At 71.5% G+C, this 17,315-nt stretch carries 8 protein-coding genes; all 8 read right to left on the bottom strand.

The window, feature by feature from the left end:
* Positions 1–197: 197 nt before the first annotated feature.
* The 8 genes from WME97_RS02690 to WME97_RS02655 all read right to left on the bottom strand — a co-directional run bounded on the left by WME97_RS02690 (position 198) and on the right by WME97_RS02655 (position 16,913).
* Positions 198–1,319: a hypothetical protein gene (locus WME97_RS02690; protein WP_437549271.1), complete on the bottom strand. Its 1,122-nt coding sequence runs from the start codon at positions 1,317–1,319 to the stop codon at positions 198–200.
* 346 nt (positions 1,320–1,665) lie between these two features.
* Positions 1,666–4,209, bottom strand: coding sequence for an MXAN_6577-like cysteine-rich protein (locus WME97_RS02685; protein ID WP_437549269.1), 2,544 nt, complete (start codon positions 4,207–4,209; stop codon positions 1,666–1,668).
* Positions 4,210–4,437: 228 nt separating this feature from the next.
* Positions 4,438–7,215 (bottom strand): MXAN_6577-like cysteine-rich protein, encoded by a 2,778-nt coding sequence (locus WME97_RS02680; RefSeq protein ID WP_437549267.1) that lies wholly within the window; start codon positions 7,213–7,215, stop codon positions 4,438–4,440.
* Positions 7,216–7,349: 134 nt separating this feature from the next.
* Complete coding sequence (locus WME97_RS02675) at positions 7,350–8,549, bottom strand: alpha/beta fold hydrolase (RefSeq protein WP_437549265.1); 1,200 nt, start codon at positions 8,547–8,549, stop codon at positions 7,350–7,352.
* Between the two features lie 821 nt (positions 8,550–9,370).
* Entirely contained in the window at positions 9,371–10,333 is a 963-nt protein-coding gene (locus WME97_RS02670; protein ID WP_437549263.1) for a TIGR02757 family protein, read from the bottom strand.
* On the bottom strand, positions 10,330–12,021 hold the full coding sequence (locus WME97_RS02665) for a sensor histidine kinase (RefSeq protein ID WP_437549261.1): 1,692 nt from the start codon (positions 12,019–12,021) through the stop codon (positions 10,330–10,332). Before WME97_RS02665 ends, WME97_RS02670 begins: the two co-directional genes overlap by 4 nt.
* A 12-nt stretch (positions 12,022–12,033) precedes the next feature.
* The gene (locus WME97_RS02660; protein ID WP_437549259.1) at positions 12,034–13,938 is read right to left on the bottom strand and encodes a GAF domain-containing protein; all 1,905 of its coding nucleotides are present in this window, start codon (positions 13,936–13,938) and stop codon (positions 12,034–12,036) included.
* A 539-nt stretch (positions 13,939–14,477) separates the two neighbouring features.
* Positions 14,478–16,913, bottom strand: a complete 2,436-nt coding sequence (locus WME97_RS02655; RefSeq protein WP_437549257.1) for a thioredoxin domain-containing protein — start codon at positions 16,911–16,913, stop codon at positions 14,478–14,480.
* Between the last annotated feature and the right edge of the window lie 402 nt (positions 16,914–17,315).

Here is a 17,315-nt window from a genome sequence, read left to right as displayed (position 1 = left end):
CCGAGGCGCGCGGCGTCTCGGGGCGAGACCTCGGGGCCCACGGCCCCGAACCATGCAGTCCAAAAAGGTGAGAGCGACGCGGCGATGCTGCCTTAAGCAGCAAAAATCCGAGCGATCCCGGCTTAATCCGCGCCGGATCTAGTCGGCCGCCGCGGGGGTGTCAATGGAGGCGGTCGGCCAACCGGTGGACCACGATCCTAGGAGCGGTTCGCGGCCAGGACCAGCCCTCGCCACGCGGTGAGCGCCGTCCCCAGGCTGGCCTCGATCTCCCGGATCTCCTCCACCATGTCGGCGTCCGCCACGCCCACGCTCCGCGCTTCGCGGACGCAGGCGAGGGCGGCGACGAACTTCTTGCGCTGCACGAACGCCCGCGCGAGCAGCGGCCAGATCTGCTTCGGCGGGGCGCCGAGGTTGGCGGCGCGCCGGAGGGGGCCGATGGCCTCGCCGGCCCGGCCGTCCTCGAGCATGGCCTCGCCCAGCCGGCGGAAGATGTCGCCGGCCGCAGCCCCGTCGTGCGCATACTGGACGGCGAGGCGCATGACCTCCTCGCCCTGGTGCTCCTCGCCGAGCTTGACGCACGCGGTGCCGAGGAGGCCGAGGCCCTTGGCGATCAGGCTGCGGGCGTCCGGCGTGAGCATCTGCCCCTCGGGCGTGCGCAGGAAGATCGCGAGCGGGGCCGGCCAGGTGCCGAGCAGCTGGATCACCTTCGGGAAGTCGCCGCGCTGCGAGGCGACCTCGGCCTCGGCGACCTTCGTGAGGTCGATGGCGGAGCGCGCGCCGGCCGAGGCGCGCTCGAGCTCGTCGCGCACGTGCGAGCGGATTCGGGCGCGGAACTCGTTGAGCTCGTGGGTCTCCTCGATGCCGTCGCGCAGGAGGAGGAGGCGCGAGTTCTTCCCCTCGACGGCGAGCTTGCGGAGGCTGTAGCCGTAGAGCGGGGCGAGCAGCAGGTAGCGGACCCCGATGTGGAGCTGGATGCCCTCGAGGTCGGTGTCCCGCTCGGGCGCGGGCGGCGTCGTGTCCTCCGTGAGGAGGGCGCCGACGAGGCGGTGGCGGAAGTCCGCGAGCGTGAGCCGCTGGACGTCGCCGTCGATGTCCTCCTCGCCCGGCGGCGCGATAACGAAGTCGACCAGGGTGTTGTCCGGGTTGCGGCGGTCGACGGTCAGCGCCGTGATGCGGGCGCCCGTAATCATCGAGAAGGCAAAGAACGCCTCGCCCACGATCTCGCAGAGCGCCTGGAAGCTGCCGATGCCGTCGCCTATGCGCTCGAACCAGCCGTCGGTCCGAACGGCATCGAGGGAGAACACGCGTTCCTTTGGCATGGTTCGACCCGGATCACAGGGGCGCGTCCCGGACGACGGGCGCAAGTCCCAAGGGGGCCGAGACTCGCACGGGCGGGCGCCGCTCTCAAGAAAACTCCTAGGGCGGGCCCGTCGACAGCGTCGACGCGTCGCCCGCGTCGCTCACCGACGAGAGCGCTGGCCGCCTTCCATGGCTCCCGATCGTTCCATGCCGCTCCACCTGCCCCCACGCGCGCCGATCCGCGCCTCCCTCCCCCGCCCGTGGCCCGAGCCCCCGGCCGGGCCCGCCTCGGCGGCCGACCCGCCACAGCAGCCGTGCCGCCCCGCTCCCCCCGGCCGGCGGGTCACCGAGCGGGGCGCGCCCCGCTCAAGGGACAGTGGCGATGTTGAGGGTGAGGTTGCCGGAGGAGGAACGCCGGCTGTCGCCGATGATCGTGATCACCTGCCCTTCGGTGAGGGTCACGGTCACGCGCGAGCTGGCCATGACCGCGTTGTCGTTGCACGCGAGCTCGGGGCCGGAGCAGCTGTCGCCGTCGTGCACGTGAAGGACGGTGTCGAAGTTCGACGACAGCGTGTCGATGACGTAGGTCCCGTCCGCCGGCGCGGTGAAGCGATAGACCCTGTCGTTGCCGCTCGACGGGACGCAGCTCGGTGTGCCCGAGTTCGGCTGGAACAAGGTGGAGCCGCTCGTCGTCTGCGGGACCGTCGAGCCGAGATCGACGGGGTTCCCGCAGATGCCGTCCCCCTGGAACAGGCTGATGTTGAGCTCGAACTCGCCCGCGGCCTGAGGTTTGGCGCTGGCGCCATCGACCACGACGACGGTCTCCTGCCCCGCGGCGAGCGGCACCACGATCCGCGACTGGACGCCCGCGGCGTTGTCGTTGCAGCCGAGAACCGCGCCGCCGCACGTGCCGGCGTGCACGTGGACGAGCGTGTCGAAGCTCGATCCGAGCGTATCGAAGACGTACAATCCGTCGGCCGGCGCCGTGAAGCTGTACGCCCTGTCTTCGCCGCCGGGCACGCCGCACGGCGCGCTCACGTAGTCGCCGGCGCCGGCGGTCGTCCCCGACACGGTCTGCGGGACGACCGACTCCAGCGCCTTCTCCGGGCACGGGGGGCCCGGGGTGCCGCTCACGTTGAGCGTGTACGCGCCGTGCTTCCCGGACGCGCCGTCCACGACCACATACGCCGTCTGCCCCTGCGCGAGGGGCGTGGACACCTGCGATTGGGACGACAAGCCCTCCGCGTCGTTGCTGCACCCCAGCAAGGCGCCCGTGCAGCTGCCGTCGTGAACGTGGAGCACCGTGTCGAAGGTCGAGCCGTTCGTATCGAACGTGTACCGGCCGGCGATGGGCGCCGTGAAGCTGTAGCTGACCTCGGGGGAATTGCCCGTGGCGCAGTCCGGCGGGGGCTGGAGGACGCCGTCGCGGCCTGACGTGCGGCCCGTGATCGTCTGCGGGTAGGCGGAGCCGAGATCCACCATGGGGCACGCGGGCGGAGCCCACGCGTCGACGTTCAGCGTATAGGGCCCACGCGCGCCCTCGAAGCCGTCGATGACCGCCACGACCGTCTGGCCGGCGCGGAGCTCCACCGTGGCGCGCGACTGCGACCCTTCTCCCGCGTCGTCGGAGCAGGTGAGCACGTCGCCATCGCAAGCGCCATCGTGCAGCTCCAGGATCGTATTGAACCCGGAGCCGAAGGTATCGAATACATACTTCCCGGCCGCTGGCGCCGTGAACATGTAGCTCGCGTCGGGGCTGTCTGCAGCTCCGCACGTCGGCCTGATCGCGTCGCCGGAGTGCTCGGTGTTGCCGGTGACGGTCGCCGGGAGCGCGGCGTCGATCGCCCCCCCAGGGCACTTCGGCGGATCGGCCTTCGTCATGTTGAGCGTGAAATCGCCTTCCCCTCCGTCGAAGCCGGTCACGACGATGAGGACCTGCTGGCCCGCCTCGAGGACCGCGCGGACTCGCGATTGGGCGACCCCGGTGGCAATGTCATCGTTGCAGGCGAGCTGAGCGCAGGTGGTCGCTCCCAGCACCCCGATGGCCGTATCGAAGGTGGACCCGACGGTGTCCAGCGTGTATGTCCCCGCCTCGGAAGGCGTGAAGCGGTAGACCCGCTCCGACGAGCTGGCGGCCACGCACGCGAGATCGTAGTTCGTCTCGCCGCTGATGGTGGTCCCCGTGACCCTCTGCGGGAACGTGTCGCTGAGCTCGTCATACGTCCCGAGGACGCAGGTGCAGGCGCCTGCCTGGCATACCGCCCCTCGCTCGCACGCGACGCCGCAGGCGCCGCAGTGGAGCTGGCTCGTCTGCAGTTCGGCGCACGCGCCATCACACGCCGCGAGGCCGGCGGGGCAGGTGCAGACGCCGTCGACGCACTGCTGGGCAGGCGCGCAGCTGGATTCACACTCGCCGCAGTTGCGCCTGTCGCTCAGCACATCGACGCAGGCGCCGTCGCACGCCGTGAGGTCGCCCGCGCACGCGCAGGAGCCGTCCGCGCAGACGTGCCCCTCCGCGCACTCGACGTCGCAATCGCCGCAGTTCCGCAGGTCGGTCTCGAGGTTCACGCATTTGCCCGAGCAGTCGGACTGGCCTTCTCCGCACGCCTCCCCGCCCCCGACGCCGGTCCCTATACCGCCGCCCTCGCCGCCGCCGCCCTCGCCGCCGCCCCCGCTGCAGCGGCCCTTCACGCAGAGCTGCCCCGCTTCGCAGGCGTCGCCGCACGCGCCGCAGTGATCGGCGTTCGCCTCGAGCTCGACGCACTCTCCATTGCACCGCGACAGCCCGTCGGGGCACTCGCTCGACACGTCGGGGCTCTCCGCGCAGGACGCCGCGAGGACGACCCCCGCAGCCAGGAGCAGCGCGGCGGACGACAGGGCGGGCCTGAGGCGCAATCCGGATCTATTCATAGCCATCCTTGGGGGGTGCGTGGCCGTTCGAGGCGAGCGGATAACGAGGCGTGCGCCAGGATACGCCCACGGCCGACGCATCCGCAACCGGCGGGGGTGCTCGGCTGACCGCGCGCAGGTCGAGCCGCGGCCCGGACCGCGCTCGCCGCGCCGCGGAGAGGCGCCCTCGCGGGCTCGACGCAACAGGCGCCATCGTCGGGCCGGCTCCAGGGCACATTCAGCGCGGACTCAGAGCTTGGTGATCTTCAGCGTGAAGTCGCCGGACGCTCCATTGTACCCGTCGACGACCACGGTGATGGTCTGGTTGCGGGCGAGCTTGATCTCTACCTTCGACGCTTGCGAGTTGGTCAGGTCGTCGTTGCATTGTTGCTCGGTGCCGGCGCAGCCGCGCGAGTGGACGTGAAGGACGGTGTTGAACGACGAACCGATCGTATCGATGATATAGGTGCCGCCGATCGGGGCGGTGTAGGTGAACACGGTCTCCGGAGAGGACACGGACACCGCGGACACGCATGTCGGCCTCACCGCGTCGGGCTGGCCTCGCGTGGTGCCGGTCCTGGTGAGCGACAGCGGCGATCCGAGGTGGATCGCCGTCGCGCAGGTCCCCGGGCCGGTGAACCGGTCCACCTGGAGCACGTAGTCGCCGGAGCTCGCGCCGATGCCGTCGACGACGGCGAGGACGGTCTGATCGGCGGCCAGCGTGAGGGCGACACGCGACTGCCGACCGTCCGCGTTGTCGTTGCACCCGAGCGACGTCCCCGTGCAGCTCTCCTTCAAGAGCTGGAGTATCGTGTCGAAGCTCGATCCGAACGTGTCGAAGATGTAGAGCCCGTCCGCCGGCGCGGTGAAGCGGTAGATCATGTCTGGAGCATGCGACGAGGAGCCGCAGGTCGGGCGAACGGACTCGGGGCGCTCCGCGGTGCTCCCTGTCACGAGCTGCGGCACGAAGGGGCCGAGATCGATCGCCGTCGAGCAGGTGCCGCCGCCGGAGAACGGGGCAATGCGGAGCGTGAAATCGCCCGACGCGCCCGCGGCGCTGCCGTCCACGAGGAGGACGATCGTTTGCCCCTCGGCGAGCTCCAGCGTCAGCCGCGACTGCTCGCTTTCCAGCGCGTCGTCGCTGCACGCGAGCTCGGCCCCGGTGCAGCTGCCGTCGAGGACGGAGAGGACCGTGTCGAAGCTCGATCCGAACGTATCGGCGATGTAGGTGCCGGTCGCGGGCGCGGTGAAGCGGTAGGTCACCTCGCCGGCGCCGGCGCCGCAGCTCGGGCGCAGGACGTCGGCCACATCCGCGGTCGTCCCCGTCACTGTCTGAGGCACCGTCGAGCCGAGATCGATCAGCGGGCAAGGGAGGACGAAGGTCTGGCTCACGTTGAGCTGGAAGGCGCCGGAGGCGACTGGAGCGTAGCCGTCCACGACGACGGAGATGGTCTCTCCCTCGCGGAGCATCACCTCCACCTGCGATTGCGTGCCAGAGGCGTCGTCGTTGCACGCGACGCTCTCGCCGCTGCATGTCCCCTTGTGGAGGTGCAGGACCGTGTCGAAGGAGGAGCCGAAGGTATCGAAGGTGTAGAGCGCGGTCGCCGGCGCGGTGAAGGCATAGGTGGCCTCGGGGCCGCTGTCCCTGGTGCAGGGAGACGGGAGGGCGCTCATGCGATCCGGGATAGCCGTGGTGCCTGTCACCCTCTGCGGAAACGTGGTGCCGAGCGTGAGCTCCGGACATGGAGGCGGCACGTACTCGGAGACGTTGAGCGTGAATGGCCCAGATCCGCCGTCGACGCCGTCGACGACCGCGACGACCGTCTGGCCCTCGGCGAGGTTCGCGACGAGGCGCGACGTCTTGGCTCCCACGGCGCTGTCGTTGTCGTTGCACGAGATCACCGCCCCGGAGCAGGACCCCTTGCGCAGCTCGAGGACGGTATCGAACGTGGATCCGGACGTGTCGAAGACGTACCCACCAGCGTGCGGCGCGGTGAAGCTATAGCTCGCGTCGGAGGTGTCGATTGAACCGCAACGCGTCGAGACGGCGTCGCCGAGCCGCCAGGTGTCCCCGGTGACGCTCAGCGGGAGAGCCGTCGCGAGGGTGTCGAGCGGGCACGCCGGCGGCGCCATCCGGTCAAGGTGAAGGGCGAAGTCGCCTTGCGCGCCGTCGTAGCCCGCGACGACGAGGAAGACGCTCTGCCCTTCCTCGAGGTCCACCGAGGCGCTGCCCGTCATCGCTCCCCCGCGATCGTCATTGCACGCGAGCTCCTCGCAGGCGTCGAAGTCCACGACGCCGATGGCGGTGTCGTAGCTCGATCCGGCGGTGTCGAACTTGTATCTGCCGGCCTCCTCCGCCGTGAACCTGTAGACGAACTCGCTCGATCCGACGGCCGTGCAAGCGAGCGAGAAATAGGCCTCCGCGCCGACCGTGGTGCCCGTCAGGAGCTGAGGGACCGTCGAGCCGATGTCCTCGTAGTCGCCAACGGCGCAGGCGCACACGCCCTCCCGGCAGAACAGCCCCGGGGCGCACGCCGCGCCGCACGCGCCGCAATGCGCCAGGTCGACGGCCAGATCGACGCACCTGTCGCCGCAGAGGGCGAAGCCCTCGTCGCAGACGCACGCCCCCTCCACGCACGTCTCGTGGACGGGGCAGCGCGCCTCGCAGGTCCCGCAATGCAGCGGATCGCTCTTCACGTCCACGCAGCCGCCGCCGCACGCCACGAGGCCGGAGGCGCACAGCTCGCCGGCCGCCCCGCCCCCGCCCCCGTCCCCGCCGACGCACACGCCCGCCTCGCACCGCGTCCCGCTCGCGCAGACGCCCTCGCAGCCGCCGCAGTGGTCCGGATCGGCCTGCGTGTCGAAGCACGCTCCCCCGCACGGCGTGAGGCCGTCATCACACGGCGCGGCGGCCGGGTCCTCCGCGCAGGACGCGGCGAGGGCGGCAAGGGCGACAAGCGCCGCGACCGTCAGCCAGAGCGCCATCGACGACGGCTCGAATCTCGCGCGCAATCCGGGGTGACTCATGAACATCCTTCGGCGGACAGGCCGGCCACCGCGCGGCTCCGAGAGATCCGGCGCCGAGGATACGCCTCTTCGCTTTCGCTCTGCAATCGTCGATCACCGCGCTTCCACACGCGCGCGATCGACCTCCACGGGCGTCAGGCGGCCGGGAGATCTGGCATCGGAGCGGCCTCGTCGGATGTCGGCTGACGCGCCTGGATGGCCTCCAGCGCCACGGCGCCCGTCTCGGGCCCCGGCGCCTCTTCGGCCTGCAGATCGGGGCCGAGGAAACGAGCGATCGGCTCGAAGAGCTCGACGCCTGTATAGGCGCCGACGGCCAGATCGCCGTGACCGTAATCTTCCCGCGCTCCGAAGTCGCGCCCGAGCACGAGAAAGCGCTTCGGCGTCTCCGGGCGATCGCGCCCCCATGCGTCGAACGCCGCGCGCACCGCCGAGGCGGGCGCTATCCTGTCGGCGCTGCCCGCGATGAACAGGGCCGGCGCCGCGACCGAGGCGAGGCCGTCCAGGACCCTCTCGCCGTCCACGCGGATCTCCCCGTCGCTCGCCATCCACGCGGCGAAGTCGGCGTTCAGCGCTGCTGGGATGTCTTCGATGCAGTTGACGAGCGCGAGCCGCGTGACGCCGGGAGGCACGTTGCGCGGGTTGGCCACGGCGTGATGGATGGGCGTCGGCAGCCACTCCGACGCGAACGCGACGCTGCGTGCCATGAGGCGGAGCGGGACGCCCGGCAGCAGCCGGCCCGGCAGGAAGCGCATGAGGCGCACCGGCGTGGTGACCCGGCCAGGCGAGCCGACGATGACGACGCGGCGGACCCGGTCGCCGGCGACGCTCCGGCCGAGCGCCGCATAGAGGAGCATGCCCCCCATGGAGAAGCCGACATAATCCAGCGAACGGGCGCCGGTGCGCTCCAGGATCGCCTCGATGGCGCAGGGAAGATCGTACCGGACCATGGCGGAGAACCGGACGCTGCGGCGCTCAACGCGGGTGAGCAGGCGGCCGCTGCGCAACGTCAGCAACCACACGTCGCGTCCGAGCGTGGCGAGGTGGCGAGCGAGCGAGTAATCGGGGTGGATGTCCTGGTTTCTGTGGTTCGCGGCGATCCCGTGGACCAGCAGGATCGGCGGCAGGTCCGGCTGCGCCTCCGCGCCGTCCGGGCGCGGGACGCGGCGGATCTCGATCGGCGCGCCATCCTCGGTCCGCAGGACCTCTTCCACGCTGTACTCGAGCGGCAGCGTCAGCCGCTTGACCCAGTAAAGGAGGTGCGCCCACAGCCCGATCGCCGCCAGCACCGCGAGCGCCAGCGCCACCAGGAGGGTTGCCCCGAATGTCCAGACCATACGGTCAATCTACCTGCTGGCGCTGCTTCCGCATGCAGGCAACCTCGACATTCTTTTCAGCAGGATGGACGGAACACAGGCCAGTCGCTCGTCGAGGCCGCAACCCAGTTCGCTCGTCTGGATGATCATGAATCCATGGGAACAGCACGTTTCACGATCATCTCCTGCAGCGCGTGAAAAAGTCACACAGCGTTCCGGAAGCCACTCCACCCCATCGCGCCGGACAGCGCGTGGGGCGACTGCCCCTGGCAGAAACGCACGTTGGCAACGGCGCGTTTTCCCTGGGATTCGCGTCTCGCGGGGACATGACCATGTGCCCAGGCCTACCGCGGCGCGCGATCGAGAGCTCCAGCACAGGCGTGCACAAAGGTTCCAGATCTACCGGCCCCGGAACGTGGCATGCGGATCGCAATACACCCAGGGCGAGGAGAGAGCCGGCGAGGGTCCCGTAAGCACCCGGGAAAGGGGGCACGGCAGGAAGAACGCCGCAGCAGAGCTCGGGGGGGCTCGGTTGCGGCGCTCTTCCTGCCGTGCCGTCTGCCGGACGGCCGCGCTCATGCGCTTGCCGGAGACAAAATGAAAAAAGCGCCTCGCGGACCTGGGGGGGGAAGGTCTCCGCGACGGCGCTCGCGTGTCATTTTGCAGGCTCCGTGCCGACCCACGCAGTATAGAATTTCAAATACTTACGCCAACCACAACCAGCCACCATTGCACGACTGAAAATCACAGTTGCAATCTGATTCAAATTCGAAGGCCTTCGCGTTCTCGATCTGATCGGGGCTGTAGCTGTTCCGGACGGAAATCTGCCGTTCGAGGCGTGTTCACTCGTCCCAGTGGCGGCAAACCGGCTTCACGCCGCACCCCTGGCAGCGGACCGGATCGCGCCGCGACGGGCATTGCTGGAGCATGCCGAGGTGGCAGAGGGCGAAGTCGTACTTGACCGGGTCGGCTGGATCGAAGCCGCGGAGGGCCGCGGTGATCTCCTCTGCCGTCTTCCAGGTGGCGCCCCTGCGATCGGTGAGCCCGATGTTGTAGCCGAGCTTCTCGATGTGCGTGTCGACCGGGATGAGGAGGGCCGACGGGGGCACCGGCCACAGGCCGAGGTCCACGCCGTCCGCGGGGCGGATCATCCACCGCAGCAGGAGCATGAGCCGCTTGGCGGCGCTGCCCTTCTCGGGATCGGGGAGGATGTGCGCGGCTCCGCGGTCGTCCGGGCGCCGGTCGAGGCCGCCGGCGCGTCGGATCGCCCGCACCCAGGCCCCGAGGGCCTGGCGCAGGTCGCGGGTGCGCGAGAGCTCGGCCGCAAAGGCGGCGCCGAGCGAGCCCGAGGCCCGCTGCACCCGCCGCGCGCCGACGATCAGCCCGACGAGGTCGCGATCGCGGTAGATCCGGTGCCGGAAGCCGCGCAGCCGCGCCGAGACGGCCCGGGCGTCGTCGGCGGTGAGGGCGATCTCCGGCCCGAGGCGATCGAGCGCCTCGCCGATCTTGGCGTGCAGCGCCTTCACGTTGCCGAAGGCGAGCGACGCGGCGATGAGCGCCACGAGCTCCTGATCGGCCGGGTCCGTGTAGCGGTGGACGAAGGAGACCGGGTCTCGCGCGCGGCGCTCCTCGACGGCGCACCGCGCGCGCACCCCGTCGAGCGCCGCCTTGACCGCGGCGCCCCGCGCGGCGTCGCCCGGCCGGGGCGCCGCCTTGACCGCGGCGTCCTTCCGCTGCTGAGGCGCCGCCTTGACCGCGACGTCGCCCGGCCGGGGCGCCGCCTCGCCGCTCCCGCGCGCCCTCACGGCGACCCCGCGTCCGGCGCCGGATCGGCCGCGACCGGCTCGGCGCTCGCGGCGCGCTCCTGCGCCTCCCGGTCGTACTCCAGCGCGGGGAGCGACACGACGAACGCGCTGCCGCGCCCGTCGTCGGTGAGCGGGCTCTCGACCCGTACGGCGCCGCCATGGCTCTCGGCGATGTGCTTCACGAGCGCGAGCCCGATCCCGCTGCCGCGCACCTGCCGCTCGCTCGCCCGCCGTCCGCGCGCGAAGCGCTCGAAGATGTGCTTCTGCTCGTCGGGATCGATGCCCGGCCCGCGGTCGCTCACCCGGATGGTGACCTGCCTCGCCTGGCGCGTCAGCGCGGCGAGGCGCCCGCCGCCCCCGCCCTCGGTCTCCACCGCGACGGCGACGCGGCCGCCGTCCTTCGCGTACTTGAGCGCGTTGTCGAGCAGGTTCACGAGGGCGAGCTCGAGCGCGCGCGCGTCGATGAGCGCCTCGGGCAGCCCCTCGGCGATCGTGAGCTCGACGGTCATCTCCTCGCGCTCGGCGCGGTAGCGGTACATGTCGACGGCGCGCGTCGCCACCTCGGCCACGCTGCCGCGCGCGAACTCGTAGGCGGCCTTGCCCCGCTCGACGCGGGCGAAATCGAGGACGTTCTCGATGAGCGCGGTGAGCCGCTCGCTCTCGCTCACGATGATCTGCAGGTACTGGCGGCGCTTCTCGTCGTTGGGGACGCGGCCGCCGAGGAGGAGCTCGCCGAACATGCGGACGAGCGAGAGCGGCGTCTTGAGCTCGTGGGACACGTTCGCGACGAAGTCGCTCTTCAGCGCCGCGAGCCGCCGCTCGTTCACAGAGGCGAGCACGACGATCGCGAGCCCGGCCAGCGCGACCAGGGCCGAGAAGCCGACCATCAGGATCTCGATCAGGCGTTGCCGCTCGACCTTCTCGCCGAGCTCCTCGGCCGTGGTGAGCGCCATCTGGAGGCGCCAGTTGTAGAGCGTGGTCGGGAAGGGGCGCCCGACGGTGAACTCGCCGCCGATGATGGGCGGGCCGAACACGATGCGGCCCTCCTCGTCGATGACGTTCATCCGGCTCTTCTCGCGATCGAGGTCGCGGAAGAGCCGGGGCATCACCTCGTGGACCAGGCGCGGCACCTCGTGCCACGCGACGATGAGGCACTTGCGCCCCGCGTGCTCGCGCTGCCAGTAGCTCACGAGCAGGCTCTGCTGATCGATGACGTGGTGGAGGTGGCGCAGCTCGGCCGTGTCGCCGGTGAAGTTCATCTGCGGCAGGAGGCGGGCGAGCAGGAGCTTGCGGAAGGCGTCGTCCTCCCGCCCGGACGCGCCGCGCGAGGCGAACGCGAGCACGTCGTGCGCCTCGTTGTCCATGTCGAGGACCAGGATGGCGCGCACGGTCGGCGTCTCGCGGGCCGCCGTGGGGAGCCACCGCCGCGCGATGACCGAGAGGTTCGCCACGTCGACGTGCGCGGCGACGACGTTGTCCTGGGCGATGATCAGCTTGTCGAGCCGATCGACGCGCTCGTCGGCGAGGGTGAGCGTCGCGTCGAAGACGGTCTGCTGCCGCGCCTTCTCGATCTGCAGCGTCGTGCGCAGGGCGATCCCGCCCAGCACGAGCACGGCGACGACGATGGCGGGGACGAGGGCGAAGTACGGGACGCGATGGCGCTTCCCAGCGGAGGGGAGGAGGTCCATCGCTCGGCTCCGCTAGCGGGCGGCCTTCTTCGCCCCCGCGGTCACGAGGCCGGGCTCGAGGACCACGCCGCGCGCCCCGACGAACTCGGCGAACTGCTGGCCGATGTAGGTGAGCGCGTTGCCGTCGCTCTCGGAGAACGGCTTGCCGTCGAGCGGGTTTCCGATCTCGAGGAGGCCGAGGTAGCGGCCCGCGAGCTCGACGGGCGCGCAGATGACGCTCCGGAGCTCGACGCCGATCGCCTTCCACCGCTCGTCCATGACGCGCTCGTCCTTGGCCGCGTCGGGCACCACGACGGCGCGCCTCGACCGCATCGCGGCCAGCGGGAGCGGCGCCCGCTCGGACAGCCTGGCGAGGAGCGCGCTCTTGCCGCCGTACTGCCGGACGACCACGAACTCGCGCCGGTTGATGTCGAACAGCGACACGAGGCCGAGGGCGCACGGGATCTTGTCGAGCGTGAGCGCGAGGATGAAGTCGGCGCCCGCGAGGGTGTCCTGGAGGAAGTGCAGGTCGCTGCACGCCTCGAACAGCTCGGCGATGAGGTCGTCGCCGGAGAGGCGCCCGTTCTTCGGAGGGAAGGAGGAGCGCCGCCGCGGCGGCGCCGGCGTGGGGGTAGCGACCTCGGGCGGCTCCGGGACGAGCTGGAGGCGCGGCGGCGCCCCCTGCTGGTCGGCCGGCACGGCGAGCAGCACCACGTCGGCCGGCGGCGTGAGGGCTGGCCGCGGCAGGTCCGCAGAATACGCGGCGGCCGGCGGTGGCCCGTCCGCAGGCGGCGCGGCGTCTGCCGGCGGCGCCGCGTCCGCAGGCGGCGCGTCAGCCGGCGGCGCCACATCCACAGGCGGCGCGGCAACCGGCGGCGCCACATCCACAGGCGGCGCCACGTCGGCCGGCGGCGCGGCAACCGGCGGCGCCACGTCCACAGGCGGCGCGGCGTCTGCCAGCGGCGCGGCAACCGGCGGCGCCACGTCCGCAGGCGGCGCAACGACCGGCGGCACGGCAACCGGCGGCGCCACGGCCGGCGGCACGGCAACCGGCGGCGCCACGTCCACAGGCGGCGCAATGGCCGGCGGCACAGCAACCGGCGGCGCCACGTCCGCAGGTGGCATGGCCGGCGGCGGTGCGGTGCCGCCGGTGCGCGGGCGGAACTGGATCTCCGGTTCGGCCGAGCGCCAGTCTTTCCAGGCGAGGGTCGCGAGCGGGCTGCGCTGAGGCCGGCCGTCGAAGACGTGATCGAACACGGCGATATGGATGAACTTGCCCGGTCGCGCGTCGTCGATGCGCTGCCGTGCGCGCTCGAGCCGATCGATCAGCAGCGCGCTGACGAGATCGCGCGGGGTGCCGGTGGCGACCGCATAGACGAGCTCTCGGTACGTGAGCGGCGAGCGCTCGGACGGGTTCTCCTCGCGCTGCGAGATGAGCTGATACGGCGGCAGCTCCGCGGGCGCTCGCTCCGGCTCGGCGCCTCGCTCCGGCGGCGCATCCCGCCCCGGCGCGGCCTCCACGCCTTTCGCCGGTTGCGCCTGGGCGCCCGCTGGCTCCGAGACGAGGAGCGCGGTCCCCATCGAGATGAACGGGACCGTGGGCGCGATCGGGCGCTTCCCTGCGACACGCCCCGCTGGCTCGGCCGGCTTTGGAGAAGCCGCCCCGGCCGGGGAGGCGCCCGCCGGCGTGTCGGTCCCGTCGGTCAGCGCCGCGTCGTCCGGGGCGCGCTGCACGACGTACCGCACGCGCGTCGCCGGATCGATCGCTCGGTAGCCGCTCTCCAGCAGATCCACCGAGAAATTGTTGAGCGGGCCCCCATCGCCGCGGAGCGCCCGGGCCTTCTGCAGCGCGGGCTGCCACTGCGGGGCCTCGACGCACACCTTCCTGCTCGGCGGAGCGTTCTGGCCTAACGACGAGATCTCGACGAACCAACGCATCGTTTGCGGTTCCAATCCGCGCTGGCGCTGACTGGGTGGCGCGCTCGGGCGCGAAGATCGTTCTACTCGACGCGCGCGAGAGGGGTCAACGCGCAGGCCGCACGGGACCGCGCAGAGAGCGCGCGGACGCCTTTGGAGGATGGCGCGAAATCTTCTCGACCGGGACCGGCAAGAAGAATCGGGCCTGTCCTGAAATCACGCCGCCCGCGCCGCGAGTCGCCGCGGACGAACCCGGTCGTCCACTGAACGGCCGCCGGGTATCCCCGGCCCCCCACGGCGATACGAGCGCGCGGGTGAGCGCACGAGCCCGGCCGAACACGAGGTGGGCGGCGAGCCCGGCCCACGCGACGACCTGGGATGATCGACTCTGCATCTCCGCTCGTGCGCCGATCACCCCCTGTGAGGGGGTGAGCAAATTCCGACATGGATCGGGGAAGGCGGGAGGAACCCCCAGCGCTCCTCCTGCCTTCCCGACCTCGTGTGCGCCCCTCCGAGGGGCGACTCCGGCCACGACCACCGGAGAGGTCCGCGCACCATCGCTACTGCGTCCGCAGGATGACGTGGAAGCCGAACGGCGTCTCCACGACGCCGCTCAGCGAGCCGACAGCGATCTTCTCCACCGCGTGCTCGAACTCGGGCACCATGGCCCCCTTCGGGAACTTTCCGAGATCGCCGCCGCGCCCGGCGGCGCCCGGCTCGTCGCTGTACTGAGCCGCGAGTTCCTCGAACTTCGCCCCGCGCTGCGCTCTCTGGAGCAGCTGCTCGGCGAGCGCGCGCGCCTCGTCCCGGGTGCGGGCGACGTGCGGCGGCGCACGCCGTGACCCCGCGTACATGATGAGAAGGTGCTTGGCGCCCAGCATGCCAGGAATCAGCGCCCCCTGCGCCGGGGGCGGCTGCGCTGCGCCCGGCTGGGCCGCCCCCGGCTGGGCCGGCGTCGGCTGCGCTGCTCCCGGCTGGGCCGCGGGCTTGCCCGCGCCGTGAAGCGACTCCTTCGTGGGGGGATCGTGCGGGCCGAGCGCCCTGTCGACGAGCCGCTTGAAGTGCGCGGTCGGCTGCGCCCCGCTGAGAAAGTAGTCGTTGATGGCGAAGGACGGCGTGCCGGTGATGTGCAGGCGCTCGGCGAGCTTCAGGTCCGCCTCGACCGCCGCGCGGTGCGCTCCCGAGTCGAGCGCGGCGCGGAACTTCGCCACGTCGAGGCCGATCGCGGCCGCGTGGTTCTCGAGCGCCTCCCGGCCGAGCCCGCTCTCGGACTGGTCCTCCCACAGGCGCTGCGCCATCGCCCAGAAGCCGGCCTCGCCCTTCTGCCGGAACGCCTCGATCGACGCCTCGGCGGCGAGGGGCGCCCGCGTGTGGAAGGGGAGCGGCAGGTGCCTGAAGACGACGCGGACCTTGCCCGGATAGGCGGCGATGACCTCGTCGATCGTGGGCTGGACGCGTTTGCAGAACGGGCACTGGAAGTCGGCGAACATCTGGATCGTCACCTTCGCGCCGGGCTTCGCTCCCTTGCCGGGGTTGTCCTTGGTCGGCGCCGGGGCGAGGATCCGCTCGGGCGCGTTGCCGGCCCTCGCTTCCTTCTGCAGCGCGTCGTAGACCTTCGCGGGCGGCGTGCCCGCGGCCACGAGCTTCGCGACGCGCGCGATCTGCTCATCGATGAGGGCCTCGAACTTCTCCGCCGGCTGGGCGCCGGCGAGGCGCCTGCCGTTGATGAAGAAATGGGGCGTCCCCCTCGCCTGGAGGTCGTCGGCGAGGCGCTGATCGCGCTCGATGCGCGCCGCGTGGCGCCGCGCGGCGATGGCCTTCTGCGCGCGGGCCACGTCGAGGCCCAGAGACTTCGCGTGCGCCGCGAGGTCCGCGTCCTCGAGGCCCCCGGTCTTCAAGAGCTCGTACGCCTGCCAGAACGCCGCGTCGCCCTTCTGCGCCTTGGCCTCCAGCGCGAGCTCCGCGGCGGGCTCGGCCCGCTTGTGGAAGGGGAGCGGGTTGTGCTTGAAGACGACGCGCAGCTGAGCGCCGTACTTCTTTTCGAGGCCGTCGACGGTCGGGGCGACCCTGCGACAGAACGGACACTCGAACTCCGAGAACATGACCAGCGTGACCGGAGCGCCCGGATTGCCCCGGATCGGCGATCCGTCGACAGGCACCTTCCACACGGTCGTGTCCTCGGGGGCCGGCGGAGTGGGCGGCTTCGGGGCCGGAGCGCGCGCCTTGTTCCGCTCGGACAGGGCCGCGTAGACACGCTCCTGCGGGACGCCCGATCGCCGGAGCTCCTCGGCCGCCCGGAGCTGCTCGTCGATGATGGGCCGGAAGTCGTCGATGGGCCGCGCCCCGCTGACGGACACCCCGTTCACGAAGGTCGCCGGGGTGCCCCCGACGCCCGCGGCCTTGCCGGCCTCGACGTCCCGGTCGATCTTCGGCGCGTGCTGCTGCTCCTCGAAGGACGCGCGGAACGCCGCCTGATCGACGCCCGCCTCGGCGGCCCACGCCTCGAACGACGCCGGCGCGAGCGAGCGCTGGTTGGCGAAGGCGAGCTGATGGAATCTCCAGAACGCCTCGTCCCCGCCGAGCCGGAACACCGTCTCGGCCGCCAGGTGCGCCGGGCGCGCATTCTTGTGGAACGCGAGCGGGAAGTGCTTCCAGACGATGCGCAGCCGATCGGGCCCGTAGGCCTCCTTCAGCTGCTCCAGCGTCGCCATGTGCCTGGAGGTGAAGGGGCACTCGTAGTCGCCCCACACCACGAGGGTGACCGGCGCGAGCGGCTCGCCCCACCACGGATCCGCGCGGGTGACGGGCACGGCGGTGCCCGGCTCCGGCTCGGGCTCGGCCGCCACGACAGCGGCCGGCACGGCCAGCGGCGGGACGATCACCGTCTTCGGCGGCTCGACCGCAGACGGGGTCACCGCGCCCGACGCGCAGGCAGCGAGAAAGCTCCAGAGGAACAGCAGCAAGAACAGACGGGAAAACGGCGGTAGCGCAGGCATGAGCCCCCTCGAGTGTCGCGGTCCGTGGACGGGATCCTACACGGACGGCCCCAGCTCAGGTCGCCCGGGCCGCGCGCCATCGCTGCAGACGGGCGCACAATGGGAGCCCCGGCGAGCCCAGACGGCGAGCGCCTGCCAAGGAACACCCGCAGATCCGTCCGCCAGCCATCCGATCAGCGAGGCAGCGGAGAAAAAAAAGAGCGCCCGCTCGACGGCGGGGGGGGAGACCGTCACGGGCGCTCTGCACCGCTCACTGAGCAGGATGCGGGCCAGGAGCTTCCCTTCGGAGTTCGAGGACTTTCGCTAGTAAAATGACTTTCCCATTTCAATCCTGAAGCAGCCGCTTGCAAACGTGCTGGGCAGAGCTGGCGACCTCAGCCTTCGCGGGCGGGCTGCTCGGGT

Origin of the sequence: Sorangium sp. So ce367, assembly GCF_051520455.1 — a bacterium.
Taxonomy (GTDB): domain Bacteria; phylum Myxococcota_A; class Polyangia; order Polyangiales; family Polyangiaceae; genus Sorangium; species Sorangium cellulosum_B.
Note: the sequence above shows the minus strand (reverse complement) of the source record. Positions and strands in the feature narration are given on the sequence as shown.